Genomic DNA, 12,557 nt, shown 5'->3' with positions numbered 1-12,557 from the left:
GCCCCCGTCCCGTGCCGGGACTCCCCCGGGATATTTGGGCCAGTGCGAAAGCCGCAAGAGGGGGCTCCGCCCCCGCGCTTGCGCGCGCCCCCGGAGTACTTCGGCCAAGCCGAAAGGGGCCCGGGGCCGTTCGGCGGGTGTCAGTCCTTCTTGCGGTTCCTCTCGGCCGCGGCCTTCATGCGGGCGAGCAGCGCCGACTTGTCCTCGCGCGCGCCGAAGGGGTTCTTCGCGGCCCCCTTGGCATTGTGCTCGGAATGCTTGGGCGTGTTCTTGTCGGCCGGGGCGCCGCCGGATTTCTTGTAGTCCATCGCTCAGATCCTCATTGGTGCCATCGAAAAACCCCCGCAGGCTTGCGCCCCGGGGGTTGATCGTTTCGCGGGGGCCCCCCCGCCAGCGTAACAGACCCCGGAGGGATCGAAGATGCGCTTCAGAGCGCGCCTTCGCGCTGGGCCTTCTTGCGCGCCAGTTTACGGGCGCGGCGGACGGCCTCGGCCTTCTCGCGGGCTTTCTTCACGGACGGTTTCTCGAAATGCTGCTTGAGCTTCATTTCGCGGAACACACCCTCGCGCTGAAGTTTTTTCTTCAGGGCGCGAAGCGCCTGTTCGACGTTGTTGTCGCGAACGCTGACCTGCATGTGGTTTTCACCACCTTTCTAAGTAAGAGTTGCATAAGTGCAGGAAGCCGCCCCTTAGCAGCTTGGCCCGGGCCTGTCGAGTCCGGTGTTGCCGTCGCGGGCGGTTCCGCTGGTGCCTTGGGGGCTGCTCCCGGGCTTGCATCCCGGCGCGCGCGGTGGCGGTATGGGGCAGGGTCCGGTCCGATGCCGGTCTGCCGCGGATCCGCCGCGGATCTGCCCGCGCGCGGCCCTGCCGCGGATCTGCCCGATGCGGCGCTGCCCGACCCGATGCGGCGCCGCCCGAAAGGAGTTCGACCATGAGCCATCCCGATCCGGCCCGGGGCGCCGACAGCGCCCGCCTGCTGGAGGCGATCCTGTCGCATGTGCCCTTCGACGGCTGGTCCGAGACCGCCTTCCGCGCCGCCGCGCAGGACGCGGGCATCGACCTCGCGCTGGCGCGGGTGCTGTGCCCGCGCGGCGCGGTCGATCTGGCCGTCGCCTATCACCGGCGCGGCGATGCGGCGATGGTCGCGGCGCTCGCGGCCGAGGACCTTGGGGCGCTCCGCTTCCGCGACCGCATCGCGCGGGCGGTCGAGCTGAGGCTGGCGGGCGCCGACCGCGAGCTGGTGCGCCGCGGCTCGGCGCTGTTCGCCCTGCCGCAGCATGCCGCGACCGGCGCGAAGCTGGTCTGGGAGACGGCGGATGCGATCTGGACCGCGCTCGGCGACCGCTCGGACGACATCAACTGGTATTCGAAGCGGGCGACGCTGTCGGCGGTCTATGGCGCCACGGTGCTGTACTGGCTGGGCGACGAGAGCGAGGACGGGGCGGCGACGCGGGCCTTCCTCGACCGGCGGATCGGCGACGTGATGGGGATCGAGGGGGCCAAGGCGAAGGTCCGCGACAGCAAGGTGCTGAGCGCGCTGCTGGCCGGGCCGATCTGGCTGGCGGGCCGGGTGCGGGCGCCGGCCTCGGCTTCCGCGACTGCGGGGCAGGGGGCGGGCGACCAGCCGGCCGGCGGGGCGGCGCGATGAGCCTGCCCGCGACCATGCGCGCCGTCGAGATCTCGGCCCCCGGCGGCCCCGAGGTTCTGAAGACTTGCGAGCGTCCGCTACCGGTTCCGGGCGCGGGCGAGGTGCTGATCCGCGTCGCCTGGGCCGGAGTGAACCGGCCAGACGCGCTGCAGCGGGCGGGGAGCTATGCGCCGCCGCCGGGGGCTTCGGACCTGCCGGGGCTCGAGGCCTCGGGCCATGTCGCGGCGCTGGGGCCGGGCGTCGGCGAGCTGTCGGTCGGCGCGCCGGTCTGCGCGCTGCTGCCGGGCGGCGGCTATGCCGAATATGTCGTGACGCCGGCCGCCCATGTGCTGCCGGTGCCCGCGGGCCTGGGCCTGCGCGAGGCGGCCTGCCTGCCCGAGACCTTCTTCACCGTCTGGTCGAACGTCTTCACCCGCGGTCGGCTGACGGCGGGCGAGCGGTTCCTTGTCCATGGCGGCTCGTCCGGGATCGGCACCACGGCGATACAACTGGCGCAGGCCTTCGGCGCGCGGGTCTTCGCGACCGCCGGGTCGGACGAGAAATGCGCGGCCTGCGCGCGGCTGGGCGCCACGGCGATCAACTACCGCGAGGCGGATTTCGTGAAGGTGCTGAAGGCCGAGGGCGGGGCGGACCTGATCCTCGACATGGTCGGCGGCAGCTACATCCCGCGCAACATCAAGGCCTTGGCCGATGACGGGCGTCTGGTGATGATCGCCTTCCTCGAGGCGCCGGTCGCCGAGCTGAACTTCGCGCAGATCATGGCGCGGCGGCTGAGCGTCACCGGCTCGACCCTCAGGCCGCAATCGGTGCTGGCCAAGGCGCGGATCGCGGCGGAGTTGCGCGAGAAGGTCTGGCCGCTGCTGGAAGCGGGCCGGATCGCGCCGGTGATGGACAGCGACTTCGCGCTGGAGGAGGCCGCGGCGGCCCATGCCCGCATGGAGGGCTCGGGCCATATCGGGAAGATCGTGCTGAGGGTGGAGGCATGAGCGTATATCGGGGCGTGGTGCCGCAGATGGGCTTCGGCACCTGGCAGCGCAATGGCGATGCGGCGGTCGACTGCGTGCAGGCGGCGCTGGGCGCGGGCTATCGCGCCATCGACACCGCCGAGCGCTATGGCAACGAGGCCGAGGTCGGGCGCGGCATCGCCGGGTCCGGGCTGCCGCGGGACGAGGTCTTCGTCACCTCGAAGGTCTGGTGGGACCATCTCGCACCGGGGGCGATGCGCGACGCGATCCGCGGCTCGCTCGACCGGCTGGGGCTGGACCGGCTGGACCTCTACCTGATCCACTGGCCCTCGCCGAGCGGCGCGGTTGCGGTCGAGAGCTATGTCGAGACGCTGCTGGCGCTGCAGGACGAGGGGCTGACGCGGCATGTCGGCCTGTCGAACCACACCGTCGCGCTGCTGGGGCAGGCGGTGGCGGCGGCGGGCGGGCGGCCCTTCGCGGCGCATCAGGTCGAGGTGCATCCCTTCCTGCAGAACCGCGCGGTGGCGGCGGCCTCGGCCGCGGCGGGGATCGCGCTGACCGCCTATCTGCCGCTGGCACGCGGGGCGGTGGCGCAGGATCCGGTGCTGGCCGAGATCGCCGCGGCGCAGGGCGCGACGCCGGCGCAGGTGGCGCTGGCCTTCCTGATGGCCGAGGGGCATGCGGTGATTCCCTCGTCGTCGAAGCCCGAGCGGGTCGTCGAGAACTTCGGCGCGCTGCGCCTGGCGCTGTCCGGAGACGAGATCGCGCGGATCCGCGGGCTGGAGCGTGCGGAGCGCTACACCAGGGTCGATTTCGCGCCCGCCTGGGACTGATTGGCGAACGGGCGGGCGGACTGGCCGGCGGACTGGCCGGCACCGCTGATGTCGAGGGGCAGGCCCGAGGAGGGCGCGCCTTGCGTCCGGGTGCGGGCGGGCGTGGCGTTCGAGCGCCGTGCCGGAGCAAGGCAGGGTGGGGTGGTTCATCGACCGGCCTGCGCCGTGCGGAGCTTGCGCTGGCCTTGCCTCCTCGGCCGCCCCGTCCCCTTGGCCCGTTCAAGTTACTTGGGCGATATGAGCCCGGAGTCGGCTGGCCGGAGCCCTCTGCGCAGGGTCACCGGGCCGGGCGGCCGGGTCGGCGTCGTCCTGTCGGGGCGGTCACTTCGGGGCGGGCATCTGCGCGTCGGGCATGCGGCAGTCGCGGATCGTGTCGGCGCCGCAGCGGCGGAACCGCAGGTCGCGGGTCAGGCAGATCCGCACCTCGCGGATCAGGCCCGCATCGCAGGTCACGGTGACCGCGTCGCGGGGCAGGTCGGGATTTGCCTCGACGAAGGCATCCTCGACGACCGAGGCGGGCAGGGTCACGTCGCGCGGCAGCTTCGCGAAGACCGGCGGCAGGGCCACGCGGGCGAGCGCCGCGCGCGCCGTCGCGAAATAGTCGCGCGCCGACAGGCCCGAGCAGCGGCCGTGCTTCTTCCACTGGTACCAGGCGAGCCCGCCCGAGCCCATCACGTCGGCCATCCGCGCGGTCTCGTCGCGCGCGGGGTCGCGGGCCTCGGTCCGGCAGTAGCTGGGCCAGCCGCGTTCGGACTGCGGCCAGAGCCCGTGCATCAGGAAGCCGCGGCCGGCGCCGGGGCGGCATTCGGCCTCGTCCCGGGCGCGGCCCTCGAGCGCGCAGAAGCTGGGCGACCAGCTGAGCGAGAGCAGGTAGTAGTCGAAGGCGCCGGCGCGCTCGCCCTCGGCGTGGGCGGGGGGCGCGGCGAGGGCGGCGAGAAGCGCGAGGGCGGGGCCGAGGCGGGCTGGGATGGGGCGGCGCATTTCCTCTTCCCTCGATCACGGCTTCGCACTATATGACCCGATGACTTCCCCGAAAACGTGGAAAGGCGGGCCGGACAGGACCGCAGCCGTTTTCCCGGCCCGGGAGAGATTTGTAAAGGAGCGATCCGATGTCCAAACCCTTGATGGCCAAGGCGACCGCGGTCTGGCTGGTCGACAACACCACGCTGAGCTTCAAGCAGATCGCGGAATTCTGCGGGATGCACGAGCTTGAGGTGCAGGGCATCGCCGACGGGGACGTGGCGACCGGCGTGAAGGGATTCGATCCGCTCTCGCACAACCAGCTGGACCCGAAAGAGATCGAGAAGGGCCAGAAGGACCCCTTCTACAAGCTGAAGCTGAAGCACAACCCGAACGCCTCGGGCGAGGAAAAGCGCCGCGGTCCGCGCTACACCCCGCTGTCGAAGCGTCAGGACCGGCCGAACGCGATCCTGTGGCTGGTGAAGTTCCACCCCGAGCTGGCGGATGCGCAGATCGCCAAGCTGGTGGGCACCACGAAGCCGACCATCGCCTCGATCCGCGAGCGGACGCACTGGAACATCGCCAACATGCAGCCGATCGACCCGGTCGCGCTGGGGCTCTGCCGCCAGTCGGAACTGGACGCGGCCGTGCAGAAGGCCGCGAAGAAGCGCGCCGCCGACGGCGCGGTGATGACCGACGACGAACGGCGCAAGCTGGTGTCGACCGAGCAGTCGCTGTCGATGTCGTCCGAGCCGCGGATGCCCTCGTCGATCGCCGGGCTCGAGACCTTCACCCTGTCGAAGCCCGAGCCCGAGCCCGAGGAAGAGCCTTCGGCCAAGGACTTCTCGGATGCGGACAGCTTCTTCAACCTGCCGCAGGGCGAGGATGACGAGGACGAGGACGACGATCACCGCTGATCGGCGGTCCGGTCCGGAGATGCGCGCCCGTCGGTGAAAACCGGCGGGCGTTTTCGCATCTGGGGGCGGGGGAGGGGGCGCTGCCCCCGTCCCGTGCCGGGACTCCCCCGGGATATTTGGGCCAATGCGAAAGCGCGAAGAGGGGGCTCTGCCCCGCGCGTGCCGCGCTCCCCCGGAGTGGTTGAACCAAGCCGAAAGGGGGGGCGGCGGGTCAGACGCGCTTGCGGGCGCGCAGCGCGGCCTGGATCGTGCCGTCGTCGAGATAGTCGAGCTCGCCCCCGATCGGGACGCCCTGCGCGAGGCTGGTGACCTGCACGCCGCGTTCCTCGAGCGCCTCGGCGATGTAATGCGCCGTGGTCTGGCCGTCGACGGTGGCGTTGAGGGCGAGGATCACCTCGGTCACGCCCTCGTCGCGGAGGCGGTCGAGCAGGAGCGGGATGCGCAGCTCCTCGGGGCCGATCGCGTCGAGTGCCGAGAGCACGCCGCCGAGCACGTGGTAGCGGCCGCGGAAGGCCTGGCCGCGTTCCATCGCCCAGAGGTCGGCCACGTCCTCGACCACGCAGATCTCGCCGGTGGCGCGGGCGGGGCTTGCGCAGATCGCGCAGAGATCGCCGGTGCCGAGGTTGCCGCAGCGGGCGCAGTCGCGGACATTGGCCGCGACATGGGCCATGAGTTCGGCCATCGGCGCCATCAGCGTGGCGCGCTTGCCCATCAGGTGCAGCACCGCGCGCCGCGCCGACCGGGGGCCGAGCCCCGGCAGGCGCGCCATCGCCTCGATCAGCGCCTCGATCTCGCGCGTGCCTCCGGCCACGGTGGCGCTCAGAACGGCAGCTTGATGTCGGGCGGCAGGCCGAGCGCCTCGGTCATCTTCGCCATCTCGGCTTTCGAGGTTTCGGCAGCCTTGGCCTGCGCCTCCTTGATCGCGGCGAGGATCAGGTCCTCGACCACTTCCTTGTCCTCGGGGCGGAAGATCGAGGGGTCGATGTCCAGCCCGACGAGGTCGCCCTTGGCGGTGGCGGTCGCCTTGACGAGGCCCGCGCCCGAGACGCCGGTGACCTGCACGCGGGCCAGGTCTTCCTGCATCTGGCCGAGCTTGGCCTGCATCTCCTGCGCGGCCTTCATCATCTTGGACATGTCGCCAAGACCGCCCAAACCACCCAAACCCTTGAACATCGTGATCTCCTCAGTTGTCCTCGAAAGGATCCCATTCATCCTCGACCTCGGGCAGAGCCTCGGAGGCCGCGGCCTGCGTGCGCGCCGCGGCGGGCGTCACGCTGATCTTCGCGCCGGGGAAGGCGGCAAGGATCGCGGCCACCACCGGGTTCTGTGCGGCTTCGGCCTGGGCCTCGGCCTCGGCCGCCGCGCGGGTTTCGGCCAGGGTCGCCGCGCCGCCCGAGCCCACGACCGAGACGCCCCAGCGCTGGCCGGTCCAGGTCATCAGTCGCGCGGCCAGCGTCGCCGCGAGGTCCTTGCGCGCGTCGGGGGCGGGTTCGAACTCGATCCGGCCAGGCGCGTAATGGACAAGGCGCACGCCGGTCTCGACCGCGACCAGCAGCGTCATGTCGCGGTGGTCGCGGATCAGCTCGACCACGTCGTCGAAGCGCGCGTAGCGGGCGAGGCCGACCTCGGGCGCACGGGCGAGCGCGGTGGCCACGCCAGCGCCGCCGACGGCATGGGTGCGGGCGCCGGGGGCCGATTGCCAGCCGCCCTGTCCCTGAGGGGCCTGTCCCTGCGGTGCGTGCGCGCGCGGGGCGGAATGCACGGGACCGCCGCCGCCGGGGGCACCGCCGCCCATCGCGCCGGGAGCGGGCGCAGGCATCTCCTGCAGGCGGCGCAGCAGGCGTTCCGGGTCCGGCATCTCGGCGACATGGGTCAGGCGGATGATCGCCATCTCAGCCGCCATCATCGCGTTCGGCGCGATCGAGACCTCTTCCAGCGCCTTCAGCAGCATCTGCCACATCCGGCTGAGCGAGGGCATCGCCAGCGCCGCCGCCATCGTCTGGCCGCGGGCGCGTTCGTCCGGCGGCACCGTCGGGTCATCGGCCGCGTCGGGGGTGATCTTCACCACCGAGATCCAGTGCGTGACCTCGGCCAGGTCGCGCAGCACCGCCATCGGGTCGGCGCCGTCGGCATATTGGCCGGCCAGCTCGGTCAGCGCCGCCGCCGCGTCGCCCTTCATGATCAGGTCGAAGAGGTCGAGCACCCGGCCGCGGTCGGCAAGGCCCAGCATCGCGCGGACCTGGTCGGCGGTGGTCTCGCCCGCCCCATGCGCGATCGCCTGGTCCATCAGCGACATCGCATCGCGGACCGAGCCTTCGGCCGCGCGGGCGATCAGCGCCAGCGCGTCGGGGGCGAGGCGGGCGCCCTCGAGCCCCGCGACCTTCGAGAGGTGCGCGATCATCACCTCGGGCTCGATCCGCTTCAGGTCGAAGCGCTGGCAGCGCGACAGCACCGTGACCGGCACCTTGCGGATCTCGGTCGTGGCGAAGATGAACTTCACATGGGCGGGCGGTTCCTCGAGCGTCTTCAGCAGCGCGTTGAACGCGCTGGTCGACAGCATGTGGACCTCGTCGATGATGTAGACCTTGTAGCGCGCCGAGGCCGCCCGGTAGTGCACCGACTCGATGATCTCGCGGATGTCGCCGACGCCTGTGCGCGAGGCCGCGTCCATTTCCAGCACGTCGACATGGCGGCCCTCGGCGATGGCCTTGCAATGTTCGCACTGCAGGCAGGGCTCGGTCGTCGGGCCGCCGCTGCCGTCGGGGCCGATGCAGTTCAGGCCCTTGGCGATGATCCGGGCGGTGGTGGTCTTGCCGGTGCCGCGGATGCCGGTCATCACGAAGGCCTGCGCGATGCGGTCGGCGGCGAAGGCGTTCTTCAGCGTGCGCACCATCGCGTCCTGGCCGATCAGGTCGGCGAAGGTCGCGGGGCGGTACTTGCGCGCCAGCACCTGATAGGGGGCGGAGGGGGTCGTCTCCGGTTCGGACATCGGGGCCTCGGGTGTCATGCCGACCCAATCTAGGGTGTCCGGCGGGTGGCGTAAACCGGATGGCGTCAGGCCAGCCCCGCGACCGCCGCCGCCAGCACCAGATAGCGCCCGGCCTTGGCCAGCGTGACCAGCACCGCCACCTGCCAGAGCGGCGCGCGCATCAGGCCCGAGGCCAGCACCAGCGCATCACCGATCGCCGGTGCCCAGCTGAGCAGCAGGCTGAAGGGCCCCCAGCGCCGGTACCAGCCCGCGGCCTTTTCCAGCCGTTCGGGCGAGGCCGGAAACCAGCGCGCCCCGGCGTGGTCCGCGAGGAAACGCCCGATCGCCCAGGTGACGAGTGCGCCCAGCACGTTGCCGGCGGTGGCGGTGGCCAGCAGCAGCGCGGGGGGCTGGTGGCCCGCGACCAGCAGCGCGGCCAGAAGCGCCTCGGACTGGGCGGGCAGCAGGGTGGCGGCGAGGAAGGCGGTGGCGAAGAGGCCGGCGAGGGTCAGCATCGGGGCTCCGGCGGGGATCTGCGGGCCGCATCGCCCCGTGGACGGGCCGCTGTCAAGCCGAACCGGGTCGCGGGCGATCTCTCAGGCGACTGCCGCGCGCGCTTGCCGGGCAGCGCGCAGCGTGGGCAACGTTTCCGCGAGGGTACGGTCGTCCGCGCGCCGGTGGCACGCCGAGGGGCGCGCCCGGAGCCGCGTGGCCGATGCGCCGCGGTCGTGCGGGGGCTGGGCTGTTTCGGCCTGCCCTTCGTGGTCGGTCTCGGACAGACGCTGCCATCGGCAGACCCTGCCCCAGCCGCGGCCAGCGCGGTGTCGCGGGCGCGCGGAGGCTTGGCGCGGGGTCAGGTGCCCGGTACGGGGCGTCGGCGCTGCGCCGGAAGATTGCGCGGCCGAGCGTTGCATGCCCGCCCGCCTGCCCCGCCGCATCGGCGGCAGCGCTGCCTGCAGCGGGCGGGGGCCCGGCCAGCCGACGCTCACTCGCGGGTCAGGGCCACCACCGGGTCGAGCCGCGCCGCGCGGCGGGCGGGCAGGTAGCCGAAGGTGATCCCGATCAGGGTCGAGCTGAGGAAGGCCGCCAGCGCCGCCCCTGCCGAATAGCTCATCCGGATGTCCGAGCGCAGCAGCTCGACCCCCTGGCCGATGCCGAAGGCCAGCGCGATGCCGATCAGCCCGCCCAGCAGGCAGACCATCACCGCCTCGGTCAGGAACTGCGCCACGATGTCCGAGCGCCGGGCGCCGACCGCCACGCGCACCCCGATCTCCTTCGTGCGCTCGGTGACCGAGACCAGCATGATGTTCATCACCCCGATCCCGCCCACGAAGAGCGAGATCACCGCGATCGCCGACACCAGCCAGGTCAGCGTCGCCGCGGTCGAGGTGATCGTCTCGCGGATCGTGTCCGAGTTCTGCAGGAAGAAGTCCTGGGTGCCGTGACGCGCGAGGATCAGGCCCTGGATCCGCGCCTCGGCCTCGGACATGTCGGTGTCGTCGGCGACGCGCACGGTGATCGAGCTGAGCGTGGTCGAGCCCGCGACGCGCAGCGCGGCGGTGGTCCAGGGGGTGAAGATCTTCGGCGTGTCCGGCCCGAAGCTCGCGCCCGCGGCGGTGACGGTGCCGATGACCCGCAGCGGCACCTTGCCGATCTTCACGGTCTGGCCGACCGGGTCCGAGCCGTCGGGGAAGAAGGTCCCGAGCGCCGAGGCATCGAGCACCGCCACCTGCTCGCGCCGGTCGATCGCCGCGGTGCCGAACAGCGTGCCGCTGGCGGTTTTGTAGGCGCCGACGTCGAAATAGCCCGGCCCCACCCCGCGCAGCGAGACCGAGGTCGAGACCCGCCCGCGCGAGGCGGTCTGCGACGCGGTGATCTCGGGCGAGACCGAGGCCGCGAAATCCTCGCGTGCCAGTGCCTCGGCATCGGCGGTGGTCAGGGTGCGGATCGCGCTGGCCCGCCGGTCGCCGAAGCCGGTGCCGGCGCGGATGGTGATGGTGTTGGTGCCGATCGAGGCGATGTTTTCCAGCACCCGCTGCTGGCTGCCTTGGCCCAGAGCCACCACCGAGACCACCGAGGCGATGCCGATGATGATCCCGAGCATGGTCAGGAAGCTGCGCAGCCGGTGTGCGTTCAGCGCGCGCAGCGCCATCGCCAGCGCCTCGCGCAGCCGCCCCGCGCGCACCAGCGCGCCATCGCGTTCGCCCGGCGCGTCTGCCCCCGCCGCAAAGGTCCCCGCCTCCGATTCTGCCGCCGTTGCCGCGTTTGCTCCCGTTTCCGCCCCCGCCAAAGGCGCCTGCCGCCGGGTCCCGGCCTGGTCTTTCACCAAGGCGCCTGGGTCCCCCGCGGCGCCGCCCGCCGGGGTTCCGCTGTCCGACAGGATCCGGCCGTCGCGGATCTCGACCACACGGGTCGCCTGCGCCGCGACCTCGGGGTCATGGGTGACGATGATGATCGTGTGGCCCTGCGCGTTCAGCTCGTGCAGCAGCGCCATCAGCTCGGCCCCGGACCGGCTGTCGAGCGCGCCGGTGGGCTCGTCCGCCAGGATCACCTCGCCGCCGTTCATCAGCGCCCGCGCCACCGACACCCGCTGCTGCTGCCCGCCCGACAGCGCGCCGGGCCGGTGATGCGCCCGCTCGCCCAGACCCAGCCGCGCCAGCAGCGCCGTGGCCCGCGCCCGCCGCGCCCCCGGGGCCGCCCCCGCGTAGATCGCCGGGATCTCGACATTGCCGGTGGCGTCGAGATCGGCGAGCAGCTGGTAGCGCTGGAAGATGAAGCCGAAATGCGCGCGCCGCAGCCGTGCCCGCGCGGCCTCGTCCATCGCCGAGACGTCTTGCCCGGCGTAAAGATAGCTGCCCGCGCTCGGCCGGTCGAGGCAGCCGATCAGGTTCATCAGCGTCGACTTGCCAGAGCCCGAGGTGCCGACGATCGCCACCATCTCGCCGGCGCGGATGTCCAGATCGACGCGGTCGAGCACGGTGATCCGCTGCTCGCCGGCCTCGTAGCTGCGCGTCAGCCCGCGCAGGCGGATCAGCGGGTCCGCCATCGCTCAGAACCCCATCGGCGGCGGGCCACCCATCCGGCGGCTGCCGCTGCTTGACTTGTTGCCTGAAGCCGTTCCCGTCGCGGTCGCGGTGGCCGCGGTCACCACCCGCTCGCCCTCCGCCAGCCCTTCGGTGATCTCGGCCAGCACCCCGGTATCGAGCCCCACCCGCACCTGCCGCGTCTCGGTCGTGCCGCGCTCGGCGTTCCAGACCTGCACCGTCCGCCGTCCGTCCGGCGCGGTCGCGCCAAGCGCCGAGGTCGGCACGCTCAGCACCCCGCGCTGCGAGGCGAGGTCGATCGTCACCTCGGCGGTCATGCCGATGCGCAGCACGCCCTCGGGGTTATCGACGTCGAGCAGCGCGTTGTAGTAGATGGCCGTCCCGGTCTCGATCGTGTCGGCATCGGCGATGGCGGCCGGGGCGGGCTCGATCGCGCGCAGCGTCGCGTCGAAGGCCAGATCCGGCGCGCCCGACAGGGTGAAGCGCGCGGGCAGGCCGGGTTTCACGTTGACGATGTCGGCCTCAGAGATCTCGGCCTTCACCACCATCCGGTCCAGCGCCGCCAGCTTCACGATCGTCGGCGACGAGGTGTTGGCGTTCACCGTCGCGCCCGCCTTGTTCACCACCGCGACCACGGTCCCGGTGATCGGCGCGGTGATCCGGGTGCGGTCGAGCTCGGTCTGCGCGGTCGCGACCGAGATCTCGGCCTGCGCGCGGCTTGCCACCAGCGCGGCGCGGTCGGCCTGCGCCACGGCCAGCGCCGCCTGCGCCGACTGAAGATCTTCGGACGAGGTCAGGTTCTTCGCGTTCAGCGTGGTGCGGCGGCCGACGAGCAGCTCCTGCTCGTGGATCGTCGCCTCCTGCGCGGCGATCTGCGCCTCGATCTGGGCGAGGTTGGCCTTGGCCTGCAGCACGGCGTTCTTCTGGTCGGCCGAGTCGATCTCGGCGATCAGCTCGCCCTCCTGCACCCGGTCGCCAAGACCCACCGCCAGCGTCTCGATCTGCCCCGAGATGCGGGCGCCGACCGAGACGAGTTGCGCGGCCTCGATCGCGCCGGTGGCCAGCACCGATGTCGACAGGTCGGCGCGGGCGACCCGCGCGGTGGGCGGCGGCGCGCTTTCGGCCGAGCGGCCGATGGTGCCCCAGGCGAGGCCGCCCAGCAGCAGCGACAGCACGGCGAGGGCGGCGAAGAGGCGGGCGTTGCGTGGCATGGTCCATCCCTT

General features: G+C 72.3%; 13 protein-coding genes. 4 read left to right on the top strand and 9 right to left on the bottom strand.

Annotated features, from left to right (window positions below; all coding sequences use genetic code 11):
• Positions 1–140 precede the first annotated feature (140 nt).
• A complete protein-coding gene (locus V8J36_RS02245; RefSeq protein ID WP_336465618.1) occupies positions 141–308 on the bottom strand; it encodes a hypothetical protein in 168 nt (55 codons plus the stop codon).
• 119 nt (positions 309–427) lie between these two features.
• Positions 428–634, bottom strand: a complete 207-nt coding sequence (gene rpsU / locus V8J36_RS02240; RefSeq protein WP_011748553.1) for a 30S ribosomal protein S21 — start codon at positions 632–634, stop codon at positions 428–430.
• 296 nt (positions 635–930) lie between these two features.
• Between rpsU and V8J36_RS02235 the strand changes: the two genes are divergently transcribed.
• From V8J36_RS02235 to V8J36_RS02225, 3 genes are read left to right on the top strand one after another with little or no spacing between them, the layout of a single operon-like run.
• Positions 931–1,647 carry a COQ9 family protein gene (locus V8J36_RS02235; RefSeq protein ID WP_336465617.1) on the top strand — a complete coding sequence of 239 codons (717 nt, stop codon included), beginning with the start codon at positions 931–933 and terminating at the stop codon, positions 1,645–1,647.
• Between the two features lie 2 nt (positions 1,648–1,649).
• The gene (locus tag V8J36_RS02230) at positions 1,650–2,633 is read left to right on the top strand and encodes an NAD(P)H-quinone oxidoreductase (protein ID WP_336466171.1); all 984 of its coding nucleotides are present in this window, start codon (positions 1,650–1,652) and stop codon (positions 2,631–2,633) included.
• The gene (locus tag V8J36_RS02225; RefSeq protein WP_336465616.1) at positions 2,630–3,445 is read left to right on the top strand and encodes an aldo/keto reductase; all 816 of its coding nucleotides are present in this window, start codon (positions 2,630–2,632) and stop codon (positions 3,443–3,445) included. Before V8J36_RS02230 ends, V8J36_RS02225 begins: the two co-directional genes overlap by 4 nt.
• A gap of 321 nt (positions 3,446–3,766) precedes the next feature.
• Here the strand turns inward: V8J36_RS02225 and V8J36_RS02220 are convergent, their stop codons facing one another.
• Positions 3,767–4,426 (bottom strand): ribonuclease T2, encoded by a 660-nt coding sequence (locus V8J36_RS02220; protein ID WP_336465615.1) that lies wholly within the window; start codon positions 4,424–4,426, stop codon positions 3,767–3,769.
• Positions 4,427–4,554: 128 nt separating this feature from the next.
• Between V8J36_RS02220 and V8J36_RS02215 the strand changes: the two genes are divergently transcribed.
• The gene (locus tag V8J36_RS02215; protein ID WP_336465614.1) at positions 4,555–5,322 is read left to right on the top strand and encodes a DUF1013 domain-containing protein; all 768 of its coding nucleotides are present in this window, start codon (positions 4,555–4,557) and stop codon (positions 5,320–5,322) included.
• A 211-nt stretch (positions 5,323–5,533) separates the two neighbouring features.
• Here V8J36_RS02215 and recR read toward each other — a convergent pair whose 3' ends face one another.
• From recR to V8J36_RS02185, 6 genes are all read right to left on the bottom strand, one after another.
• Positions 5,534–6,133 (bottom strand): recombination mediator RecR, encoded by a 600-nt coding sequence (recR, locus tag V8J36_RS02210; protein WP_336465613.1) that lies wholly within the window; start codon positions 6,131–6,133, stop codon positions 5,534–5,536.
• Between the two features lie 8 nt (positions 6,134–6,141).
• A complete protein-coding gene (locus tag V8J36_RS02205; RefSeq protein WP_336465612.1) occupies positions 6,142–6,495 on the bottom strand; it encodes a YbaB/EbfC family nucleoid-associated protein in 354 nt (117 codons plus the stop codon).
• Positions 6,496–6,505: 10 nt separating this feature from the next.
• Positions 6,506–8,311: a DNA polymerase III subunit gamma/tau gene (locus V8J36_RS02200; RefSeq protein WP_336465611.1), complete on the bottom strand. Its 1,806-nt coding sequence runs from the start codon at positions 8,309–8,311 to the stop codon at positions 6,506–6,508.
• A gap of 65 nt (positions 8,312–8,376) precedes the next feature.
• Entirely contained in the window at positions 8,377–8,805 is a 429-nt protein-coding gene (locus V8J36_RS02195; RefSeq protein ID WP_336465610.1) for a YqaA family protein, read from the bottom strand.
• Positions 8,806–9,275: 470 nt separating this feature from the next.
• Complete coding sequence (locus V8J36_RS02190) at positions 9,276–11,336, bottom strand: MacB family efflux pump subunit (RefSeq protein ID WP_336465609.1); 2,061 nt, start codon at positions 11,334–11,336, stop codon at positions 9,276–9,278.
• 3 nt (positions 11,337–11,339) lie between these two features.
• Positions 11,340–12,545, bottom strand: a complete 1,206-nt coding sequence (locus V8J36_RS02185) for an efflux RND transporter periplasmic adaptor subunit (protein ID WP_336465608.1) — start codon at positions 12,543–12,545, stop codon at positions 11,340–11,342.
• Positions 12,546–12,557 lie beyond the last annotated feature (12 nt).

Source organism: Frigidibacter sp. MR17.14, from assembly GCF_037095735.1.
Lineage (GTDB): Bacteria > Pseudomonadota > Alphaproteobacteria > Rhodobacterales > Rhodobacteraceae > Frigidibacter.
Note: the sequence above shows the minus strand (reverse complement) of the source record. Positions and strands in the feature narration are given on the sequence as shown.

Bases quoted from the DNA above. Each gene is read 5' to 3' on its own strand.
- V8J36_RS02245 (WP_336465618.1), bottom strand. From the start codon at position 308: ATGGACTACAAGAAATCCGGCGGCGCCCCGGCCGACAAGAACACGCCC.
- rpsU (WP_011748553.1), bottom strand. From the start codon at position 634: ATGCAGGTCAGCGTTCGCGACAACAACGTCGAACAGGCGCTTCGCGCC.
- V8J36_RS02190 (WP_336465609.1), bottom strand. From the start codon at position 11,336: ATGGCGGACCCGCTGATCCGCCTGCGCGGGCTGACGCGCAGCTACGAG.
- V8J36_RS02200 (WP_336465611.1), bottom strand. From the start codon at position 8,311: ATGTCCGAACCGGAGACGACCCCCTCCGCCCCCTATCAGGTGCTGGCG.
- V8J36_RS02235 (WP_336465617.1), top strand. From the start codon at position 931: ATGAGCCATCCCGATCCGGCCCGGGGCGCCGACAGCGCCCGCCTGCTG.
- V8J36_RS02205 (WP_336465612.1), bottom strand. From the start codon at position 6,495: ATGTTCAAGGGTTTGGGTGGTTTGGGCGGTCTTGGCGACATGTCCAAG.
- V8J36_RS02185 (WP_336465608.1), bottom strand. From the start codon at position 12,545: ATGCCACGCAACGCCCGCCTCTTCGCCGCCCTCGCCGTGCTGTCGCTG.
- V8J36_RS02225 (WP_336465616.1), top strand. From the start codon at position 2,630: ATGAGCGTATATCGGGGCGTGGTGCCGCAGATGGGCTTCGGCACCTGG.
- V8J36_RS02215 (WP_336465614.1), top strand. From the start codon at position 4,555: ATGTCCAAACCCTTGATGGCCAAGGCGACCGCGGTCTGGCTGGTCGAC.
- V8J36_RS02195 (WP_336465610.1), bottom strand. From the start codon at position 8,805: ATGCTGACCCTCGCCGGCCTCTTCGCCACCGCCTTCCTCGCCGCCACC.
- V8J36_RS02220 (WP_336465615.1), bottom strand. From the start codon at position 4,426: ATGCGCCGCCCCATCCCAGCCCGCCTCGGCCCCGCCCTCGCGCTTCTC.